Annotated in this window: 14 protein-coding genes and 1 pseudogene; 11 read left to right on the top strand and 4 right to left on the bottom strand. The window is 70.5% G+C overall.

Translation table 11 applies throughout. The features are described from left to right. Positions 1–2: 2 nt before the first annotated feature. Positions 3–866, top strand: a complete 864-nt coding sequence (gene hutG, locus ACM14_RS00075; protein WP_065345020.1) for an N-formylglutamate deformylase — start codon at positions 3–5, stop codon at positions 864–866. Here hutG and soxR read toward each other — a convergent pair whose 3' ends face one another. Beyond that, positions 867–1,370 carry a redox-sensitive transcriptional activator SoxR gene (soxR, locus tag ACM14_RS00070; RefSeq protein ID WP_065344906.1) on the bottom strand — a complete coding sequence of 168 codons (504 nt, stop codon included), beginning with the start codon at positions 1,368–1,370 and terminating at the stop codon, positions 867–869. A gap of 223 nt (positions 1,371–1,593) precedes the next feature. Here soxR and ACM14_RS00065 point away from each other — a divergent pair, with 223 nt between their 5' ends. Together ACM14_RS00065 and ACM14_RS00060 are read left to right on the top strand one after the other, a co-directional pair. Then, the gene (locus ACM14_RS00065) at positions 1,594–1,977 is read left to right on the top strand and encodes a hypothetical protein (protein ID WP_016447388.1); all 384 of its coding nucleotides are present in this window, start codon (positions 1,594–1,596) and stop codon (positions 1,975–1,977) included. 31 nt (positions 1,978–2,008) lie between these two features. After that, on the top strand, positions 2,009–2,842 hold the full coding sequence (locus tag ACM14_RS00060) for an AraC family transcriptional regulator (protein ID WP_012202098.1): 834 nt from the start codon (positions 2,009–2,011) through the stop codon (positions 2,840–2,842). Between the two features lie 23 nt (positions 2,843–2,865). Here the strand turns inward: ACM14_RS00060 and ACM14_RS00055 are convergent, their stop codons facing one another. From ACM14_RS00055 to ACM14_RS00045, 3 genes are all read right to left on the bottom strand, one after another. Next, the gene (locus tag ACM14_RS00055; RefSeq protein WP_065344905.1) at positions 2,866–4,842 is read right to left on the bottom strand and encodes a reverse transcriptase family protein; all 1,977 of its coding nucleotides are present in this window, start codon (positions 4,840–4,842) and stop codon (positions 2,866–2,868) included. Between the two features lie 307 nt (positions 4,843–5,149). Beyond that, positions 5,150–6,877 (bottom strand): SWIM zinc finger family protein, encoded by a 1,728-nt coding sequence (locus ACM14_RS00050; protein ID WP_065344904.1) that lies wholly within the window; start codon positions 6,875–6,877, stop codon positions 5,150–5,152. A 31-nt stretch (positions 6,878–6,908) separates the two neighbouring features. Next, positions 6,909–10,052, bottom strand: coding sequence for a hypothetical protein (locus tag ACM14_RS00045; RefSeq protein WP_065344903.1), 3,144 nt, complete (start codon positions 10,050–10,052; stop codon positions 6,909–6,911). 448 nt (positions 10,053–10,500) lie between these two features. Between ACM14_RS00045 and ACM14_RS00040 the strand changes: the two genes are divergently transcribed. From ACM14_RS00040 to ACM14_RS00005, 8 genes and pseudogenes are all read left to right on the top strand, one after another. Continuing rightward, complete coding sequence (locus ACM14_RS00040) at positions 10,501–11,715, top strand: efflux RND transporter periplasmic adaptor subunit (RefSeq protein WP_065344902.1); 1,215 nt, start codon at positions 10,501–10,503, stop codon at positions 11,713–11,715. 13 nt (positions 11,716–11,728) lie between these two features. Then, positions 11,729–14,923, top strand: coding sequence for an efflux RND transporter permease subunit (locus ACM14_RS00035; RefSeq protein WP_034397640.1), 3,195 nt, complete (start codon positions 11,729–11,731; stop codon positions 14,921–14,923). After that, positions 14,916–16,349 carry an efflux transporter outer membrane subunit gene (locus ACM14_RS00030; RefSeq protein ID WP_065344901.1) on the top strand — a complete coding sequence of 478 codons (1,434 nt, stop codon included), beginning with the start codon at positions 14,916–14,918 and terminating at the stop codon, positions 16,347–16,349. Before ACM14_RS00035 ends, ACM14_RS00030 begins: the two co-directional genes overlap by 8 nt. 151 nt (positions 16,350–16,500) lie before the next feature. Further along, positions 16,501–17,655: an FAD-binding oxidoreductase gene (locus ACM14_RS00025; RefSeq protein ID WP_175403215.1), complete on the top strand. Its 1,155-nt coding sequence runs from the start codon at positions 16,501–16,503 to the stop codon at positions 17,653–17,655. Between the two features lie 61 nt (positions 17,656–17,716). Further along, the gene (locus ACM14_RS00020; RefSeq protein WP_012202106.1) at positions 17,717–18,802 is read left to right on the top strand and encodes a membrane protein; all 1,086 of its coding nucleotides are present in this window, start codon (positions 17,717–17,719) and stop codon (positions 18,800–18,802) included. A gap of 53 nt (positions 18,803–18,855) precedes the next feature. After that, a complete protein-coding gene (locus tag ACM14_RS00015; protein WP_175403214.1) occupies positions 18,856–19,527 on the top strand; it encodes a helix-turn-helix domain-containing protein in 672 nt (223 codons plus the stop codon). 233 nt (positions 19,528–19,760) lie between these two features. Then, positions 19,761–20,825, top strand: a complete 1,065-nt coding sequence (locus tag ACM14_RS00010; protein ID WP_043823294.1) for a homocysteine S-methyltransferase family protein — start codon at positions 19,761–19,763, stop codon at positions 20,823–20,825. A gap of 22 nt (positions 20,826–20,847) precedes the next feature. After that, positions 20,848–21,775 (top strand): annotated as a pseudogene (locus tag ACM14_RS00005) (Fe-S oxidoreductase); the annotation flags it as partial.

Here is a 21,775-nt window from a genome sequence, read left to right as displayed (position 1 = left end):
CCATGGGTTCGCACAACCCGCCAGAACCGCTACAGAATCACACCATGACCGATACCGCTCCCCCTCCATTCGTCTTCCACCAGGGCACGGCGCCGCTGCTGATCTCCATGCCGCATGCGGGCACCCATGTGCCTCCCGACATCGCCGCGCGCCTGACCGAGGAAGCCCGCCACGTGCCCGACACCGACTGGCACCTGCCGCGCCTGTACGAGTTCGCCAAGGCCATGGGCGCCTCCATCCTGGTGGCCACGCATTCGCGCTATGTGGTGGACCTGAACCGTCCGCCCGATGGCGCCAGCCTCTACCCGGGCCAGAGCGTCACCGGCCTGTGCCCCGTGGACACCTTCGACGACACGCCGCTGTACGCCGACCCGGCCGATGTGCCCGCAGACGCCGAAATCGCCGCGCGCCGCGAAGCCATCTGGGGCCCGTACCACGCACAGCTGCGCGCCGAACTGGACCGCCTCAAGGCCGTGCACGGCACCGTGGCGCTGTGGGACGCGCACTCCATCCGCTCGGTGCTGCCGCGTTTCTTCGAAGGCAAGCTGCCCGACCTGAACCTGGGAACCGGCAAGGGCACGAGCTGCGCGCTGGAGCTGGCCGAGCATCTGCTGGCCATTGCGCAGACCGCGCCGGGCCACACCGCCATACTCAACGGCCGCTTCACGGGCGGCTACATCACGCGCCACTACGGCCAGCCCGAGGCCGGCATCCACGCCGTGCAGCTGGAGATGACGCAGTGCAGCTACATGCAGGAAGCCCTGCCCTTCGACTACCTGCCCGAGCGCGCCGAACAGATCCAGCCCACGCTGCAGCGCATGCTGCAGGCGGTGCTGGACTTCGTCACGACACGGCGCGTGTCCTGATCAGCCTTCGTCGTGGCAGTGGCCCGGGCAGGTCCCGCCCATGGCCACGGGCGGCGGGTCGCCCAGCCAGCGGCGCGGCCCCGGGCCGTTCTGTGCGCACAGGTCGCCGGGGTTGTGCAGCACGCAGTGGCGCAGTGACAGGCAACCGCAGCCAATGCACTGGTCCAGGCTCTCGCTGAGCCGCTGCAGCTCGCCTATGCGGTCGTCCAGCCGCTGCTTCCAGACCCGCGACATCTTCTGCCAGTCCCCGCCCGTGGGGACATGGCGGCTGGGCAGCTTGGCCAGCTGCTCGGCGATCTCCTCCAGCGTGAAGCCGATGCGCTGGGCGAACACCACGAAGGCGATGCGCCGCAGCGACGAGCGGTGGTAGCGCCGGTGGCCGCTGGCGCTGCGCACGGACTCGATCAGGTTCAGCGACTCGTAAAAGCGCAGCGCCGAGGCCTTGACCCCGCTGCGCTGCGCCACATCGCCGATGCTGAGCAGCGGATCATCCTCGGTTTTCATGGTGGCTTTCCTTTGTGGCTTGACTTCAAGTTCACTTGAACTCGAAGAATGCGGCCATTCTGAGCGAAAGCGCAGGAACAGGGCAACCGGGTCTGTACCGCCCATGCGAGCGTCCTGGCTGGACTGCGAAATTCTTTGGCTGAGTGCTGCAATGACGCAGCTGCCGTTCATTCATACAGTAATGGGTCTCATTTGTATTGAATGGCATCGGCCGGAGGTTTCCATGTACATCGACAGCAGCAGCTTTCCCCTGGTCCGCATGGGCTACGAGCGCGACAAGGCCGTGCCCGTGGACCGCTTGCTGGAGGACTTCTCGGCCCTGCTGGCCCGCGGCCAGGCCTTTGTCTTCTTCAGCGACGGCGACATGTCCCAGGAGGAGCGCTCGCCCGAGGAGCGCAAGCAGGTCGTGCTGTGGATGAAGGCCCGCCGCCCCGAGCTCAAAAGCCTGGTGCGCGCCCTGGTCCATGCCGAGCCCGATGCGCACAAGCGCGCCGAGGCCGAGGCCTTCGCACAGATGTTCGGCAAGGCCTGGGGCTATCCCATGCTGCTGGTGGCCTCCCCCGAGGAGGCGCAGCAGCGTGCACGGGAGCTGCTCGGGTCCGATTGATGACCGATTGACATGAACTGAGAGAAACACCATGAATGCCGTGGATTCCGCCCTGCTCAAAGTCCTGCCCGAGAGATGGGACCCCGATCATGTGGACCGTCCCGTGATCGTCCTGCCCATGCGGTCGGGCCCCGGCGACTGGGGGATGAACTTCCATGCCCACCGCAAGAGCCAGCTCATGGTCACCCATGCGGGGCTGATCACGCTGGAGACCGATGCGGGCGTCTGCGTGGTGCCGCCGCGCAGCGCCGCCTGGATTCCGGGCGGCACGCTGCACCGCGTCAGCTGCAGCGGTGCGGCCAGCGGCTACGTGGTCTTTGTCGAGGCAGGGGCCGTGCGCCCCGTGCCCGGACCCTGCCATGCGCTGGCCGTCTCGCCCTTTCTCAGTGCGCTGCTGGACCGCGTGCAGGGCCTGCCGCAGGACTACGAGCCCGACAGCGGCGATGGCCGGCTCATGCAGGTGCTGCTCGACGAGATCCAGGCGGCGCAGCCCGAAGGACTGCACCTGCCCCTGCCGCACGACCGGCGCCTGCGCCGCATGACCAACGCCCTGTGCGAGCAGCCGCAGCTGCAGGCACGGCTGGCCGACTGGGCCCAGCGCATCGGCATGAGCGAGCGCAGCATGACGCGGCTGTTCCTGGCCGAGACCGGGCTTACGGTCAACCAGTGGCGCCGCCAGCTGCATGTGCTCACCGCACTGCAAAAGCTGTCCGAGGGACTGCGCATACAGACCGTGGCAGATGCCCTGGGCTACGAGAGCGCACCCGCCTTCGTGACCATGTTCCGCAAGGCGGTGGGCACCTCGCCGCGCCGCTTCCTGGCGCTGCGCAGCGCACCCGTGGCGGGCGGCGGCGCAGGCCTCTGAGGCCTGCGGCGGCCCCGCGAACATCACGACAGCCGCAGCCCCAGGCCCAGCAGCACGGCCACCACCATCGCAGCGGCAAAGACATCCCAGCGCCGTATGCGCCGGTAGCGCAGGAGCAGGACCAGCACGATGCCGATCAGCGTGATCAGGCGCGCCTGGAACACCGTGCCCAGCAAGAAGCAGATCACGATCTGCGTCCAGTAGGTCAGCAGGCCGGGCATCGGCGATGGGCCGGGTGCCTGTGCGTCGGGGCTCGGCGCCTGTGCGGGCTGCTGCTGCGGCGTGTCCACGGCCGGCCGGGCGGCCGCAGCTGCCTGGGCGCGCGCGGCCTCGCGCTCCTGCAGCCGCTGTTCGCGCCGCTGCTGGTCGGTCTTCTCGATCACGGGTGCCGCCGGCTCGGCCGGTTGCCACCACGTCTTGCCGCTGGCCAGCGCAGGCGCCTGCCCGCTGGCGGCCAGACGCCGGAACTGTGCGCTTGCGGGCGGCTGCGCACGCGCCGCCGCGCGGTCCTGCCGGCTGGCCTGCAGCAGGGCATCGTTGGCGCGGTCGATGGGGCTGCGTGTGAGCTGGCGGGCCTGGCCCAGCAGCGGGCCGCCCTGCACGGGGTCGACCTGGTACACGAACTGCGCCAGTCCCAGCAATTGCGAGGGCTGGGCTGCCTGCCCCTGCCAGTGCGCCGGCTTGCCGGCGCTGGCCTGCGTGGCGCGGTGCAGGGCGGCGCGCAGGCGCCTGCGCGTCTCGCGCGATACGCCGGGCTTGTCCGCGTTCACCACCAGCCCGGTGACCTCCTGGCGGCGGCCCTTGCGCATCACGCGCTCCTTGTCGGGGTGGGGCGTGAAGCCTTCGTCGCGCAGTATCCAGCGCACGCGGCCCAGCAGCCGGCCCACGTTGTCGCGCGCGGCCTCGCCCGAGGCGGAGAAGGTCAGGTCGTCCGCATAGCGCGTGTACACAAAGCCCAGCTGCCTGGCCAGGCCCAGCAGGCGGCGGTCCAGGCGGCGGCACAGCAGGTTGGTGAGCATGGGGCTGGTGGGCGCGCCCTGGGGCAGCACGCGCTCGCGCGCCTTGCCGCCGACGAAGAGCTTCTCGCCATCCACCTGCCAGGCCTGGGCGCGGTTTTCGCTGCACAGCAGGGCCAGGAGGGTGGCCATGGCCTCGCCATAGCCCAGATGCCGGAACACGCCCTTGATGCGGCCGAAGGCAATGCTGGGAAAGAAGTCCTTCACATCCAGGTTGATGACCACGTCGTGGCCCGCATGCGGCGCGGCATTGCTCACGATGGAGCGGCCGGCCAGGAAGCCGTGCGCGGCATCGTGCGCGGGCACCTTGGCGAGGATGTTGTCCAGCACCCAGTACTGCGCGCGCTTGAGGCGCGGCATGGGAGCGGAGATCAGCCGCTCGCCGCCGGTCTTCTTGGGCAGGGTGAACGAGTGGTAGTGGTGGGTGCGGGCCACCTCGCGGTGAAAGCCCAGGAAACGCAGCTCGGCCACGGTGATGCCCATGGCATCGGCCAGCTGCGCCGCATCGGCAAGTTCCGGCAGGCCATGCCGGGCCAGCCTTTGCGGGTCGGCCTGCCGGCGTTCCCCGGCAGCAGGCGGTGCCTCACCGGCCTGCGGCCCCTGCAGGGCAGCGGAGACGCCTGGGCCCAGATAGCCCACGTGCGTGGCCCGCTTCGCATGCCAGGCCAGCGCCTTGTCGTGGCGCTCCTGGGCCTGGCGGCGTTTGGTTTCCTCGCGCTGGGCCAGCGCCTTTTGCATGCGCTCCTTGCGCATCTGGCGCAGTGCGCGCTCGGGGTTCTGGCGCACGGCGATCTGCTGGCGCAGCTCGGCCAGCTCGCGCTGCAGCTCGCCTTCGCGCTGGATGTGGGCTGCGGCCAGCTGCGGCTGTCCCTCGCCCTTGGGCCAGAAGCCCAGGCGCTGCATCTCGTCGAGGATGACTTCCTGTTTGCTGGAGGCCTTGATGCGCTCGTAGATCTCGGCGCGTGTGGGTTGCGGCTGGCTCATGCGGCCACCCCGGCAAGGCGGGCCCGGCCGCTGTGCGGTGGGCAAAGAAATGGAGCGACGCGCTTCTCGTCGAAGAGCCCGCAGGGCTCACGGGACGGGAGCTGTTCGCTCGACGCCACCCCGCGACGGTATGCGTGTTTCGCTTGTGGCAAGCCACTCAGGAAAACGCATACCGTCGCTGGGGTGGCACAGTGAAAACGGCGCCCGTGGTGCATGAAACGGCAGTTCACAAGGGTGGCGAAACACCACCCGGATTGCAAGAGCCTGCGCGTCGCTCCGCGTGGCAGTGTAGAGCAATTGAAGCGGTTCACGCGATTTCTCCTTGTCCTGCGGCCTTCATCTGCGGGCCGGTCGGCTGGCGGGCGGCTTCGAGCTGGGGCTGCGCCACCAGGCGCAGCGCAATCATGTGCTCGCAGGGCCCCTGGCGCAGCCGGTACTGCTGGTAGTGGTTGCAGCTGCAGCGCGCATCGGTCAGGCGCTCGTCGGCATCGAGTTCGAGCTGGGTGTCGAACAGGCGCTTGCCGTCGGCGCGCGGGATCTGGCCGGTGATGCGGCTGAACCCGTCCTTGCGGTCGATGCGCGGCGGGGCAATGGCCTTGCCGCGCACCAGGGCCAGCGCCTTGTCTTGCTCTGGATTGGCGGGCTGCAATTGCTGCGCCGTCAGCGGCTCGCGCAGCAGCTCGCGCCAGGCGTAGCGCCCGGCGTCCAGGTCGTAGACCGCACGCCCGGCCTGCATCCAGCGTGTCATGGCCGTGTGCACCTGGGCCGGGGCCAGGCTCGTGGCCTGGGCCAGATCCTGCGCGCCGGCCTGCCAGCACGACTGCAGTTGCCGGCCCACGGTCTGGACATCGGCAGGCGTGACCTCGGCCTGCGGCGCCATCAGGTGAAAGCGTGCGCTGGCGGCCCAGTCGTTGGCGCTCCAGCCCGACAGGCCCAGCGTGACCGTGACCAGGCCCAGCTCGATCACCCAGAAGCTGGGCATGCCGCTGCCCAGCAGGTGCACGCGCACGCGCGTGGCCTGGGAGATCAGCCGCTCCAGCGTGAGCAGGCGGCGGCGCCCCCACAGGCGGATGGTGCCGCCGCCCGTGCCCATGGCATCGCTGACGACGTGCGAGCGCCGGGTGGCCAGGCGCTCCTCCCAGGGCTCGAAGACCACGGTGGGCGGCTGTCCCGGCGCCAGCTCGAAGCGCAGCGCGCGCGGGCCGTGGCGCTCGCGCCGGGCACGCAGACGCGCGCAGATGTTGAACAGGTCCATGGGGTGCAGCTCCAGCACGGTGGCAGGCAGGGCCATGGCGCTGGAGACCTGCACGAAGCCGCGCAGCCAGCTGTCGGGCAGGTCGATCTTTTCCTCGCGCAGCGCGGGGTCGCCGCCCACCTGCACGGCAAAGCCGGCCGGGTCCAGCGTCAGCCGCGTGTCCCGGTAGTTGCGGATCTTCTGGAATTCTTCGTAGAGGCTGGCCGAGTAATCGATGTTGGTCGTGCCGCAGATGCGCTCGCCCGCATGCTCGAAGGCCTCGTGCCGGATGCTGACCGCGCAGTAGCTCGATTCGTCCTGGCTGAAGGCCTCGAACAGCAGCCGGTCCGGGTGCACGGTGATCACGGGGTCCAGCACATACCAGGCATCGCGGTTGGCCACGAACAGCCAGTCGAAGTACTTGCGCTGGGCCTTGTAGAAGGGGGAGAGCACCTGGTTGCGGGTCTCGCGCAGGTCCTTGAGTTCGGCGCTGATTTCCTTGGCGCGCGCCTGGGCGCCGCCGGTGTCGGCCATGAAGGTGGCGAGCATTTGCGCTTCGTGCTCCTGCAGCCATTCGCGGTAGGCCGTCTTGTCGCGGCCGCGCGTGCGCAGGTCGCTGACCACCACGCTGTGCAGCGCGGACAGCCCTTCGCGCACCTGCAGGTAGGCCGGGCCGTCGCGCCGGAGCAGGCCGTCGAAGCGCGTGGGTGGGCGCAGCAGGTCGGGCGCGAAGGAGAAGGCCTGCTCGGCCGCCGTGTCGTTGACCTGCGTGCTGCCGTAGTACTGATAGCGAAATTCCATGTCCGATCGACTCCGTGCCTTGTTGCGGCGCTCAGGTTGAAGATGGGGCCTGGCCGCGCCGCTCCGCCGCCAGGGGCTGCATGAAGCTTTGCGCCAGCTGGGGATGGCGCTGCACGATGTCGCGCAGCCCGGCCACATAGTCGGGCTGGTCGGCATGGCTGGCGCTGACCACCTGCCGCGCAAAGATGGCCGCCACCACGGCGGCGGTCTCGGGCGCCTGCACCTGGCTGCGCAGGAAATGCAGCACGCGCGTCTTGCTGGCGCGTGCGCGGTGCACCTGGCTGAGCACGGCCAGGAAGTAGGGCTGCAGCTCCTGCAGGCGCGCCGCGCGCTGCGGTGCGGGCTCGTCGGGCAGGGCGAGCAGCCATTGCGTGACGAACAGCTGCACGCTGGTGGCGGGGTGCTGGGCCAGGCGCGTGAGGAAGAGGCTGGCCTCGGGCGCGCTCATGTGCTGCGCGAGCCGCTGGCGGCCCAGGGCCTGCACCCAGGGCTGGGCGTGATCGACCCAGCCGAGCAGCAGCTGCGGCGACAGGGCGCCGTCCGGCAGCCGCTGGCCGAACATCTCGCGTGCGTACTGCTGCGTGTCGGCAAACAGGGCGTCGGCCAGCGGCATCAGCTGTTCGGCCTGCTCGGGCAGGGTCCGGTCCATGGGGGTGAGCTGCGCATCAATGCTCTGGCGGCTCAAGGCGCGCACGTCGGCATCGGCATGCCGGGCCAGCGTGGACCACTGGCGCAGCGTGTAGGCCTGCAGGTCCAGCGCCTTCAGGCCCCAGGCGCCGTAGCGCTGTGCGCCCTTGGCCTGCGCCTGCAGGGCGCGCCAGATGCCCGAGCCATCGCGGGCCGGGGCCACGGCGGCCAGCGGGCCGGTGAGCAGCCGCAGCGCCGCGTCGTGGACGCCTTCGGCCTTTTCCGCGCGGAACAGCACTTCGTGCAGGCGTTCGGCGATCTGGGCATTGCAGCGCGTGTTGTAGAGGGGGGTGCCGGCCAGTCGCTCGACCAGGGGCGCTGCCGCTGCGCGCAAGGCGGCATGCGGCGATACGGCGAATTCGGCCAGCATGGCGGCCTGCTCGCACAGCAGGTCATCGGCCAGGCTGCCCATGAGCCGGATGCCGCAGGCCATGCGCGCAGGTTCCTCGGATTCCAGCAGCCCGCGCAGCGCCGCCGGGGGCAGGGTCCGCAGGCCCTGCGGATGCGCCAGCAGCCAGGTGGTGGCCATCTCCACCAGCGCCGTCACCGAGTGCGCCAGCAGGTGGTGCAGCGGCGGGGCCGGGACGCTGGCGGCCTGCGCAGCCAGCGGGCCGTTGCCATCGAACAGCGCCTGCACAGCATCGCGGATATCGGCCAGCGCGGGGCTTTCGGCATCCAGCGTGGGCAGCGCCGCCAGCAAGGCCAGGGCCACGGCTGCACCATCGGCATAAAACAGCAGGGCCAGGCCCTGGGTGCGCGAGCTGGCAGCCGGTGACAGCAGCAGGGCGGCCACCAGTTCGGCATCGCGCGCGGCGCCTGCGCGGTCACGCGACAGCCAGGCGCCCAGGTAGCTGGCGGCAGGCCCGTCGCCGCATTGCGCAAGCGCCAGCAGCCAGGGCCGGCGTGCCGCATCGTCGGTCAGCGAGACCATGCGCTGCTGGGCGATCTGAAGGCCCAGCGCAGCCGCCGGTGCATAGGTTTTGTGCAGCAGCGGCGCGGTGGCCGCTGCATCGAGGCCGTCCAGAAAGGCCTTCTGGTCCTGCAGGGCGCGCGTGAGCGACCACAGCAGCAGCGTGGACTGCGAACGGCCCACCAGTTGCAGCAGTTGCCCGGGGTGGGCGTCCCACATGGCCGAAAGCCCTTCCACGCGCTGCGCAGGCAGCTGCTGCAGGTCCAGCGGCTCGTCGGTGTACCAGGTGTGGGCGCGGGCCGAGGCATGCAGTTGCGGCCAGCGCGGCAGCAGCAGCCGGGCGGCGAGCAGCCAGCGCGATTCGGGCAGGCGGCCGGAGCGCGAGGCAGGCTGGCCCGCGCAGCAGCGGTCCATGGCCTGGAGCAGGGCTGCGGCATGGGCGGCGCTTTCGCTGTGGTCGGCCGAGGCCATGCGCCGCAGCTGGCGCCAGCCGCGCAGGCGCAGGTACAGCGAGGTGTCGCGGCTGAAGACGGCACCCTCGTCGCGCGGGCCATCGAAGCGCGCATGCAGCACGGCCAGCAGGGCGTGGTCGCGCCGCCACTCGGCACGCTTGTGGATGCGCCGCAGGGCCGGCCACCAGGCGCGCGTGAAAGGGATGCGCTCCATCCAGGCCAGCAGCTGCTGGTGGACGGCGCCGTCGTGCGCGCCCAGCGCATCGGCCGCCAGCAGCGCCTGTGGCCCAAGGGCCTGGAAGAAGGCCTGTTCGGCCTGCGGTCCGTCCTCTTTCGGGCCGTTTTCCTGCGGGGGGATCCCGGCCCACTGCGCCTGGTACTCCTGCAGCGCCGCCTGGCGTTCCTGCGGCGCGAGCAGGGCCAGCCAGGCCTGGTGTGCCAGATCGCGCGTGGCCTCGCTGGTGCCGCGTTGCGAGAGCGCCTGCAGGGCCACCGCCGCGCCGCCATCGCCCAGGCGCCCGATGAGGTAGGCCAGGCAGTAGTCGAGCAGATCGTCCCCCGTGCCCAGCAGTGCCACCAGGCGTGGAACCTGGGCATGCAGCAGGCGCTGGGCGGCGCCGCCGCGCGCGGGGTCCGCATACTCGGCCAGCCGCCACACCAGCCGGGCCTGCTGGCCCGAGGGCATCAGCCGCCAGGCGCTGCCGTCCAGGCGTTTGCACAGGGCGGAAATGGCGCCGGCCTGCAGGGCCGACTCCGGCAGGCCTGGCGGCACCGTGGCCTGTCCCGGGGCCGGGCCGGGGGAGGGCGCCGGGCCTGCTTCAGCATCCAGCTCCGCAAAGCCCTCATGGGACTGCAGCACATCGCCCGCGCCCAGGCGCTGGCGCAGGTAGGCCAGCGCGCGCTGGCGTGCAGGCTCCAGCGCCTGGGGCAAGGGGGTGAGCGTGCTGTCATCGACCTGCGCGACGACGCCGGCCTTCAATTGCGTGACCTGCAAGGTCACGACATGGCGCGCTGCGGTGGCCGTGGTGTCGCCGCCCGGCATCTCCAGGGCCAGCACCCTCACGGTGCTGATGCGTTCGTTGCGTCCCTGTGGCCGGGACAGTGTGGCGTGAGCAAGCAGATTCATGCGGCAGGCATCCAGTGCTTTTCCATGGAGGGTGTCGGCGTTCGTCGGCGTTCGTCGGCGTTTTTGGCGGTACCTGGCGGTTCCTGGTGATACCTGGCCGCCACCCTGGGTCAGATGGCCTTGCAGTGTAGTGGTGGCGTCCTGCAGGTGCGGCAACGCGCGTGTGTCCGTCTGTGCGCGCCTGTCCAGGTCTTCTCAGGTCGTTCCTGGTCAATTGCCGCTGCGCTTGTCCGATCCGGCCAGCAATGTCCCGGGTAAACCGTCCTCAATTTTCGTGGTGTCTTTGCGCGCGGATCTTGACTTCAAGTTCACTTGAACTTGAAGAATGCAACCCATTGTGAGCAACCGCCTGGAAGGCCTCCAGAGCCTGCGGTCCCGCCCCTTTTTCCGGCCCCGCCGCAGCCCCGGCAGCAGGGCCTTGCCCATCCCCCTCAAGGAGAGTCGATCCATGCCCGTTCTTCCACCGCCGCCGTTGCGGCGTGCCCTGTTTGGAGGCGCCCTGGCGGCGCTGGCCCTGCTTGCCGGCTGCCGACCGCAGGCCGTGGGCGATGCCCACGCCAGCGACGGCCCGCCGCCTGCGCCCGAGGTGCTGGTGAGCGAGGTCGTGCCGGCCAGCGTGCGCGTCTGGGACGAGTTCAACGGCCGCATCGATGCCGTGGAGTCGGTCCAACTGCGCCCGCGCGTGTCGGGCTATATCGAGCGCATTGCCTTCAGCGAGGGGCAGGAGGTCAGGAAGGGCCAGTTGCTGTTCGTGATCGACCAGCGGCCCTACCGCGCCGCCCTGGCCCGCGCCGAGGCCGAGCTGGAGCGCACGCGCGCAGGCGCCGCGCTGGCCCGCACCCAGGACCAGCGTGCCCGCCAGCTGGTGGCCGAGCATGCCGTCTCGCGCGAGGAGGCCGATACGCGCGCCGGCGCCCTGGCCCAGAGCGCCGCCCAGGTGCGCGCCGCCGAGGCCGCGCTGGCGGCAGCCCGGCTCAACCTGGATTTCACCGAGGTGCGCGCGCCGGTCTCCGGCCGCGCGGGCCGCGCCCTGCTCACCGTGGGCAACCTGGCCCAGGCCGACCAGAGCGTGCTGACCACCGTGGTTTCGCAGGACCCGGTGTATGTCTACTTCGATGCGGATGAGCACAGCTTCCTGCGGCAGCAGCAGGCCGCCAAGGACACCAAGGGGCGGCCCGGCGTGCAGCGGCCCGTGCGTGTGGGGCTGGCCGGCGACGAAGGCTTTCCGCATGCGGGCAGCCTGGATTTCACCGACAACCAGCTCAACGCGGGCACGGGCACGGTGCGCATGCGCGCCCGCCTGCCCAATCCCGACCGCATGCTGACGCCGGGCCTGTTCGCGCGCGTGCAACTGCAAGACGCGCAGGGCGTGGGCGGCGAGCGGCAGACGCTGCTGATCGACGACAAGGCCGTGCTCACCGACCAGGACCGCAAGTACGTCTATGTGGTGGGCGAGGGCAACAAGGCCGAGCGCCGTGACCTGGAGCTGGGCCGCATGGTCGATGGCCGGCGCGTGGTGGACAAGGGGCTGGCGGCGGGCGACAGGCTCGTGGTCGGCGGGCTGCAGCGCATCTACTACCCCGGCATGCCCATCAGCCCCAAGCCTGCGCCCGGCGATGGGCAGGCGGCGGTGGCCAAGGCGCCGGCCGTGGCCGCGCAGTGAACCGGGAAGCACCATGGACTTCTCCAAATTCTTCATAGACCGGCCGATCTTCGCGGTCGTGCTCTCCATCATCCTGTTCGCCGTGGGGCTGGTCGCGATTCCGCAGCTGCCCGTGGGCGAGTATCCCGAGGTCGTGCCGCCCAGCGTGGTGGTGCGCGCCACCTATCCGGGCGCCAATCCCAAGGAGGTCGCCGAGTCGGTGGCCGTGCCGCTGGAGGAGGCCATCAACGGCGTCGAAGGCCTGATGTACATGAAGTCGGTCGCGGCGTCCGACGGCAGCCTGCAGGTGGTCTCCACCTTCCGCCCCGACGTCGATCCCGACACGGCCGCCGTGCGCGTGCAAAACCGCGTCAGCCAGGCCCAGAGCCGTCTGCCCGAGGAGGTGCGCCAGTTCGGCGTGACCACGCAAAAGCAGTCGTCCACGCCGCTGATGTACGTGGGCCTGGTGTCGCAGGACGGCCAGCATGACGCGCTGTACCTGCGCAACTACGTCACGCTCAAGATCAAGGACGTGCTGGCGCGCATTCCGGGCATTGGCGACGTGGGCATCTACGGCGCGGGCGACTACGCCATGCGCGTGTGGCTGGACCCGGACAAGGTGGCCGCGCGCCAGCTCACGGCGCCCGAGGTGATTGCCGCCATCCGCGAGCAGAACATCCAGGTCTCGGCCGGGCAATTGGGCGCGCAGCCCAGTCCGCAGAGCGCGGACAAGCTGCTGTCCATCAACGTGCGCGGGCGGCTGAAGACGCCCGAGGAATTCGGCAGCATCGTGCTCAAGGGCGGTGCGGACGGCCAGGTCGTGCGCCTGGCCGACGTGGCGCGCATCGAGCTGGGCGCCAGCGACTACACGCTGCGCTCGTGGAGCGACAAGAAGAACATGGCGGCCGTGGGCATCTTCCTGTCGCCCGGCGCCAATGCGCTGGGCGTGGCCGAGCAGGTCTACGCGGCCATGGACAAGCTCTCGCAGGACTTGCCCGAGGGCGTGGCCTTCGAGACGGTCTGGGACCCCACGGTCTTCGTGCGCGACTCCATCAAGGCGGTGCAGAGCACGCTGATCGAGGCCGTCATCCTCGTGGTGCTGGTGGTCATCGTCTTCCTGCAGACCTGGCGCGCCTCCATCATTCCGCTGCTGGCCGTGCCCGTGTCCATCGTCGGCACCTTCGCGGGGCTGTACCTGCTGGGCTACTCCATCAACACGCTGACCCTGTTCGGCCTGGTGCTGGCCATCGGCATCGTGGTGGACGACGCCATCGTCGTGGTGGAGAACGTGGAGCGCTACATCGAGGAAGGGCACACGCCCCTGGAGGCGGCCCACCTGGCGATGAAGGAGGTCTCGGGCCCCATCATCGCCATCGCCCTGGTGCTGTGCGCGGTCTTCGTGCCCATGGCCTTTCTCAGCGGCGTGACGGGGCAGTTCTACAAGCAGTTCGCCGTGACGATTGCCATCTCCACGGTGATCTCGGCCATCAACTCGCTGACGCTGTCGCCCGCGCTGGCGGCCAAGCTGCTGCAGCCGCGCGGCGCGCCGCGCGATCCGCTGGCGCGCGGGCTGGACCGCAGCCTGGGCTGGCTCTTCCGGCCCTTCAACCGCTTCTTCGACCGCAGCGCCCACGGCTACCAGAACTCGGTGGGGCATTCGCTGCGCCGCCGGGGCCTGGTGTTCGCGGTCTATGCGGCGCTGCTGGCGGGCACGGCCGTGCTGTTCCAGGCCGTGCCGGGCGGCTTCATCCCGCTGCAGGACAAGCTGTACCTGTTCGGCGGCGCCAAGCTGCCCGAGGGGGCTTCGCTGAACCGCACGGATGCGGTCACGCGCCAGATGGTCGATGCCGCCAAAAGCGTGGAAGGCGTGGACATGGTCGCCGCCTTCGCGGGCTTCAACGCGCTGCAGTCCACGACCACGCCCAACCTGACCAGCGCCTACATCATGCTCAAGCCCTTCGGCGAGCGCACGCGCAGCGCCGAGGCCATCAATGCCGAGCTGGGCGCCAAGTTCTCGCAGATCGAAGGCGGCTTCGCCTATGCGCTGATGCCCCCGCCCATCCAGGGCCTGGGCAACGGCTCGGGCTACTCGCTGTTCCTGCAGGACCGCGCGGGCCTGGGCTACGCGGCGCTGCAGCAGGCGCTGCAGGCCTTCCAGGCCGAGATCGCCAAAACACCGGGCATGACCTACCCGGTCAGCAGCTACCAGTCCAACATCCCGCAGCTGGAAGTCAAGGTGGACCGCACCAAGGCCAAGGCCCAGGGTGTGGCGCTGACCGACCTGTTCCAGACGCTGCAGGCCTACCTGGGATCGGTCTACGTCAATGACTTCAACGCCTTCGGCCGCGTCTGGCGCGTGATGCTGCAGGCCGACGCGGACCACCGCCAGACCGTGGAGGACATCGCCAGTCTGCGCACGCGCAATGCACGCGGCGAGATGGTGCCCATAGGCTCCATGGTCACCGTGGTGCCCAGCTTCGGCCCCGACCCGGTGCTGCGCTACAACGGCTTCCCGGCGGCCGATCTGATCGGCGACTCCGACCCGCGCGTGCTGTCCTCGGGCGAGGTGCTGGCCAAGCTCCAGGAGATCGCGCAGCGCACGCTGCCGCGCGGCATCGAGCTGGCCTGGACCGACCTGAGCTACCAGCAGGTGGAGCAGAGCAACGCCGCGGCCGTGGTCTTCGCCATTGCCGTGATGCTGGTCTTCCTGGTGCTGGCCGCGCTCTACGAAAGCTGGACGCTGCCGCTGGCCGTGATCCTCATCGTGCCCGTGTGCATCTGCGCGGCGCTGTTCGGCGTCTGGCTGGCCGGCGGCGACAACAACGTCTTCGTGCAGGTGGGACTGGTGGTGCTGATGGGGCTGGCCTGCAAGAACGCCATCCTGATCGTGGAATTCGCGCGCGAGCTGGAGCTGCGCGGCGTGGGCATCGTCGATGCCGCGCTGCAGGCCTGTCGCCTGCGGCTGCGGCCCATCGTCATGACCTCGATCGCCTTCATCGCGGGGGCCGTGCCCCTGCTCATCGGTGGCGGCGCGGGCAGCGAGGTGCGCGCGGCCACGGGCGTGACCGTGTTCTCGGGAATGCTGGGCGTGACCCTGTTCGGCCTGTTCCTCACGCCGGTGTTCTACGTCACGCTGCGCCGGCTTTCGGGCCGCGCGCTGACGGGGCATGCGCCTGCGCATTCCACCGGGCCTGCCCAGCCCGCCTCCCTGGAGTCCCCACATGCCTGAGATACGCAAGTCCCTGAGCCGCCACGCGCTGGCGCTGGCATCCGCCGCCCTGGTGGGCGGCTGCGCGGTCGGCCCCGACTTCAAGGCGCCTGCGGCGCCGCGGGCCGCAGCGCAGTTCGCGCGGGCCGAGCCTGCACCGGCCACCCCCCAGGCCGAGCCCGATGCCGCCTTCTGGCGCCAGTTCCAGGACCCGCAACTGACGCAGCTGGTGGAGCGCGCGCTGGGCGACAACCAGGACCTGCAGGTGGCGCTGGCGCGGCTGGACGGTGCCCAGGCGCTGCTGCGCGAAAGCCGCTTCGACCAGCTGCCCACGGTCACGATGTCGGGCCGGGCCACGCAGCAAAAGCTCAGCGAGAGCGAGGCCTTCTATGGCCCGCGCAGCCAGCGCAGCTACACGGCCGGATTGGCCGCCAGCTGGGAGATCGACGTGTTCGGCCGCGTGCGGCGCAGCATCGAGGCGCGGCATGCCGACCTGCGCGCCGATGCGGCCGACCTGGCGGCCCTGCAGGTGGCCATTGCGGCCCAGGTGGCGGGCAGCTATGCCGACCTGCGCGGCTGGCAGCAGCGCCTGGCCTTGGCGCAGGCCAATGCGGCCAACCAGCAGGACACGCTGCGCCTGGTGCAGCTGCGCCTGGCGCACGGCAGCGGCACCGAGTTCGACCTGGCGCGCGCCCAGGCCCAGCTGGAGGCCACGCGCTCGCGCATTCCCGCGCTGCAGGCGCAGATCGCCATGGCGCAGCACCGGCTGGCCGTGCTCACGGGCCAGGTGCCCGAGGCGCTGATCGCCGCGCTGGATGTGCCTGCCGCCCTGCCGCAGCTGCCGCCGGCCATCGACCCCGGCACGCCGGCCGGCCTGCTGCGCCGGCGCCCGGACGTGGCCGTGGCCGAGGCACGGCTGCATGCGGCCACGGCACGCATCGGCGTGGCCACGGCCGACCTGTTCCCGCGCCTGTCGCTGGGCGGGCTGCTGGGCAGCACGGCATTGCACGGCGGCTCGCTGTTCGAGGGCGCCAGCGCCCGCAGCAGCGTGTTCCTGGGCGTGGACTGGTCCTTTCTCGACGTGGGCCGCGTGCGGGCGCGCATCGCGGCCAGCGAGGCCGGCGCCCAGGCCGCGCTGGCCCAGTACCAGCAGACCGTGCTGCTGGCGCTGGAGGACACGGAGAACGCCCTGGTGCGCCTGCAGCGCACGCGCAGCGAAGACGCCCACCTGGCGCAGGCCGCCGAGCAGCGCCAGCGTGCCGAGCAACTGGCGCTGCGCCGCTACCACCTGGGCAGCGTGGGCCTGTACGAAGTGCTGGATGCGCAGCGCGACCTGTATGCGGCCCAGGACGCGGCCGCCGACAGCCGTGCGCGCGGCCTGCGCGCCGCCGTGGCGCTGTACCAGGCCCTGGCCGGTGGCTGGGACGGAAAGCTGCCGCCGGCCTGAGCGTGCGGCGCGCATTGCCACAAGGGACGGCCAGGCGCCGTCCCTTTTTTCTTGTGCTGCGTACCCGGTGAAAACCACGAGGACCAGGGGCTTGCCTCATTCTTTTCTTATCGGATAATTTTCTCATTGGAAAAAAATGGAGCGATGGATGATGGAAAGCCAGGTTCTGGATTTCGCCGTGATCGGTGGCGGCATGGCCGGTGCCTCCGTGGCCTGGCGGCTGGCCGGTGCGGGCGCCTCGGTGCTGGTGCTGGAACGCGAGCCGCAGCCCGGATACCACGCCACGGGCCGCTCGGCCGCCATGTTCATGGAGAGCTACGGCACCGCGCAGATACGCGCGCTGACACGCGCCAGCCGTGGCTTCTACAGCGCGCCGCCCGAAGGTTTTTGCGAGCACGCGCTGCTGCAGCCGCGCAGCGTGCTCTACATAGGAACGGCCGGCCAGGAACCCCAGCTGGACGAGGCCCTGGCCATGTACCGCCGCGACGGCCTGCGCGCCGAGCGCATCGACGCGCGCCAGGCCTGCGCCCTGGTGCCCTGCCTGCAGGAGAGCCTGCTCGTGGGCGCCGTGCATGACCTGGACGCCATGGACATCGACGTGGCCGAACTGCACCAGGGCTTTCTGCGCGGCATGGCGCGTGCCGGTGCGCGGCTGCGCTGCGGCGCCGAACTGTCCGGCGCCGAGCGTGAGGTGGATGGTGATGGCCAGGGCCTGTGGACCCTGGTGCTGCAGGACGGGTCGCAGGTCCGCGCCCGCGCCGTGGTCAATGCCGCAGGCGCCTGGGCCGATGCCGTGGCCCGGCTGTGCGGCGCGCGGCCGCTGGGCATCGAGCCCCGGCGCCGCTCGGCCTTCACCTTTGCCGCACCCGAGGGCGAGGACATCCACGGCTGGCCTGCCGTGATCGGCGTGGACGAGAGCTTCTACTTCAAGCCCGATGCGGGCCAGCTGCTGGGCTCGCCCGCCAATGCCGATCCCGTGCCGCCGCATGATGTGGTGGCCGAGGAGCTGGACGTGGCCATGGGCATAGACCGCATCGAGACACTGACCCGCCTGCGCATACGCCGGCCGCGCCATGTCTGGGCCGGGCTGCGCAGCTTTGCGCCCGACGACGACTTCGTGATCGGCTGGGATGCGCAGCGCGAGGGCTTTTTCTGGCTGGCCGGGCAGGGCGGCTATGGCATACAGACGGCGGCCGGCGCCTCGGCCGCCGCGGCCGCGCTGCTGATGCGCGAGCCGCTGCCCGCCGAGCTGCTGGCCCAAGGCGTCGATGCCCTGCGGCTGAGTCCGGCGCGCTTCGCGGCCTGACCCGTCATCCCTTTTTCACCTTTTCAGCCCCCGCAACACACAACAATCCAAGGAGACAGGCATGGGTGCATTCAAGGAAGTGAGCAGGATTGCCGGCGCCTTCGTCGGCGTCATCGTCGGGGCGGGCTTCGCCTCGGGGCAGGAGATATTGCAGTTCTTCGCGGGCTTTGGCGCCATCGGCCTGGCGGGCTGCCTGGTGGCGGCCCTGGCCTTCGTCTTCCTGTCCATGGCGTTCTCCACCATGGGCCAGCGCCTGCAGGCCGGCTCGCACAAGGAGGTGGTGCAGGCCCTTCTGGGCCGGCATGTGGGCATGGTGTTCGATGTGCTGATCACCTTCTTCCTGTTTGCCATCACCGTGGTCATGCTGGCGGGCGCAGGCTCGCTGCTGCACCAGTGGCTGGGCCTGCCCGAGGTCTGGGGCAGCGTGCTGGCCACCGTCGCCACGGTGCTCATCGTCTGCCTGGACGTGGGCCGGGTGATCGCCTTCATCGGCGCCGTCACGCCGCTGCTGGTGTTCATGACCGTGGTAGTCGCCGGTTACGTGCTGCTGACTCCCCACGGCGACATGGCCGCGCTGGAGGCCGCCGCCGCCTCCCAGCCCCGGGGCGCGGGCCACTGGCTGGTGGCGGCGCTGCTCTATGTCTCCTACAACGTGGTGGCGGGCATGCCCTTCCTGGTGATCATGGGCGGGCAGGCCAGCTCGCGCCGCGTGGCGCTGTGGGGCGGCGTGGCGGGCGGGCTGCTGCTGGGCCTGCTGATGCTGATGATCGCGGCCGCGATGTACTGGCGCATGGACACGCTGGGCGGCCTGTCCATGCCCATGCTGTCGCTGGCCACGCAGATCTCGCCCTGGCTGGGGCACCTGATGTCGCTGGTCATCTTCGGCATGATCCTCAACACGGCCGTGGGCATGCTCTATGCCTTCGTGGCCCGCATCCTGCCGGCCGGCACGCCGCGTTTTCGCTGGGGCACGGGCGTGGCGGGCGTGCTGGCCCTGGGCGGCAGCTTCGCGGGCTTCATCACGCTGGTGGGCATGGTCTACCCGGTCTATGGCTACATCGGCTTCGCCCTCATGGCCTGCGCGCTGGTGGGCTGGCTGCGCATGGGCCGCAGGCAGGCGCCCGGGGCCGGCCTGCGCGGCGCCTGACGGCCGGGCCTGACCCTAGAATCGGGCGGTCGCCAGCCCCGATCGCCCGCTTCATGCCCAGCCCCCGCACCAGATCCAGCCCCAGGTCCAGCCCTCTCCCCACGCCAGACCAGGTCCTCGCCGCCGTGCTGCCGGGCGCCCGCACGGCCGCCGCCATGCCTGCGGGCAAGCACGAAGTGGGCGCCAAGCTGCGCAAGGCGCGCAAGGAGCGCGGCCTGACGCTGCAGCAGGTGGCCGAAAGCAGCGGGCTGGCCGTGTCCACCATCTCCAAGGCCGAGCGCGGCCAGATCGCGCTGAGTTACGAGAAGGTGCTCATGCTGGGCAACGCGCTGGACATCGACATGACGCGGCTGTTCATGGTCGGTGACGCCCAGCAGGCGGCCGGCGACACGCCCACCGTGGTCAAGGACTGCTTCGAGGACGTGCAGCGCTACGAGACCGACCAGTACCTCTACAGCGTGCTGTGCGGCGCCTTCCCGGGCAAGAAGATGCAGCCCCTGGTGGCCGTGATCAATGCGCGCGAGGCCGGGGAATTCTCGGAGACCATCCGCCATGCGGGCCAGGAGTTCGTGATGGTGCTCTCGGGCCGGGTGCGCATCCTGTTCGAGAACGGCGAATCGGTGGAGCTGGGCCGCCACGAGGCCGCATATTTCGACAGCGGCGTGGGCCATGTGTATGTGAGCCTGAGCCGCCAGCCGGCTCAAGTCGTCTCTGTCTGCAGCTGAAATGGTTAGCACCCCCTGAGCGGCTGCGCCGCTTCCCCCTCTCTCGCTACGCGGGAGGGGGACGACACCCTCGGTGCGGGGCGGCGCGGCCGGCATAGGCCCTTCCTCGGTGTCTCTGGCGTGGGGGTGCGCTAGTTTCATAGGTCGCGCCTCTTGTTTGGGGCGCAGACAGGTTTTCTGGGGGAATCCTCGTGCCCGGCACGGCCGCCCCGGAGTTCCTACAATCGCTCCCCATGAGCCTGCCCCAGTACACCCGCGCCAAAGAGCTTCCCGCCATCCTTGCCAAGCGCCTCGTCATTCTTGACGGCGCCATGGGCACCATGATCCAGCGCTTCAAGCTGGGAGAGGCCCAGTACCGGGGCCAGGGCTACACGGGCCCCGGCAGCGTGGGCGACCGCTTCAAGGACTTCCCGCATGACGTCAAGGGCAACAACGAGCTGCTGTCGCTCACCCGCCCCGACGTGATCCGCGACATCCACGACAAGTACCTGGCCGCCGGCGCCGACCTGATCGAGACCAATACCTTCGGCGCGACCACGATTGCGCAGGACGACTACCACATGGCCGATCTGGCGCGCGAGATGAATCTCAAGAGCGCCCAGCTGGCCCGCGCGGCCTGCGACAAGTACAGCACGCCCGGCCATCCGCGCTACGTGGCCGGTGCCCTGGGCCCCACGCCCAAGACGGCCAGCATCAGCCCCGACGTGAACGATCCGGGCGCGCGCAACGTGAATTTCGAGCAGCTGCGCCAGGCCTACCTGGAGCAGACGCTGGCGCTGATCGAGGGCGGCTCCGACGTCATCCTGGTCGAGACCATCTTCGACACGCTCAATGCCAAGGCCGCGCTGTTCGCGGTGGACGAGGCCTTCGAGCAAAGCGGCGAATGCCTGCCCATCATGATCAGCGGCACGGTGACCGATGCCTCGGGCCGCATCCTGTCCGGGCAGACGGTGACGGCCTTCTGGCACAGCGTGCGCCATGCCAACCCGCTGTCCATCGGCCTGAACTGCGCGCTGGGCGCGGCGCTGATGCGCCCCTACGTCCAGGAACTGAACAAGGCCGCGCCCGAGACCTTCATCAGCTGCTACCCCAACGCCGGCCTGCCCAATCCCATGAGCGACACGGGCTTTGACGAAACGCCAGAAGTCACCAGCCGCCTGGTGCACGAATTCGCGTCCGAAGGCCTGGTCAACATCGTGGGCGGCTGCTGCGGCACCACGCCGGACCACATCGGCGCCATCGCCAAGGCCGTGGGCAGCACGCCCACGCGCCGCCTGTTCTACCCGGAATCGGCCTGATGGCCTGGGCGGAGCCTCTGACATGAGTTCGCCGCTGCCAGTGGCGGCGCCTGCCTCCGGCCCGGCCGCTGGCGCGCCGGTGGCGCCACAGGCTCCGTCCGCTGCGGTGGCGCCGGCTTCACCCGCGTCACCCGCATCACCCTCCATTCCCGTCACGCCGCCAGCGGCCACGGCCGTGCGCTGGTCGCCCGAGATGCTGCAAAGCCTGCGCCTGCAGGCCTTCGAGCAATTGGTGGCCCAGCTGGCGCGCCAGGTCCAGTCCAGCCCCGGCGCGCCCGCGCCGCAGTGGCCGGCCAGCGGCGTGTCCGAGGCGCTGGGCCGTTTGCTGGAGGCCTTGCTGGCCCAAGTAGGTACCCAGCAGGGCCAGGCCCTGCAGTTGCTCGCGGCCCAGCCGGGTTCGGCGGCCTTGCTGCAGGCGCTGGCCGCCGGCACGACAGCTGGTGCAGCGGCGTCCGGAGGGCAAGCGCAGCCATCCCAGAGTCCGCAGACGGGAACATCGGCCTCTGCCCAGGCCGGCGCCGCGCCGCAGGCGGCGTCTTCCTCGCCTGCATTGCAGGCCGCAGCCTCCCTGCAGCCCTCTGCTGCCGCAGTGACGCTGGCCGTGGCAGCCGCCAAGGCCAAGGTGGTGGATGCGCTGCTGGCCGGATCGGGGCTGGCGCCGCAGGCCGGTGCCAGCGCGCCTGGAGGTGTTGCAGGCGGCGCAACCCAGACCCTGCCCGCGCTGCAAAGCTGGTGGGTGCAGCAGGGCACGCTGCTGACGCCCCAGGGCGAGCGCGGCTTCACGCTGAGCCTGCAGGTGCCCCAGGCCTGGGCCCAGGCGCAGGGCGCGGCCATGGCGCTGGCGGCCGCATCGGCTTCCGCGCCGGGTGCGGCCCCTTTCACGGCGGCGGCACTGCCTGCGGGCGCTGCGCTGCCCTTGGCGGGCGCGCAGGCCACGGAGCCGGGCCTGC

The sequence above is a fragment of the Delftia sp. JD2 genome, from assembly GCF_001682645.1.
Lineage (GTDB): Bacteria > Pseudomonadota > Gammaproteobacteria > Burkholderiales > Burkholderiaceae_C > Comamonas > Comamonas acidovorans.
The sequence above is the reverse complement of the archived record's forward strand: the minus strand, read 5'-3'. Positions and strand labels throughout refer to the sequence as shown.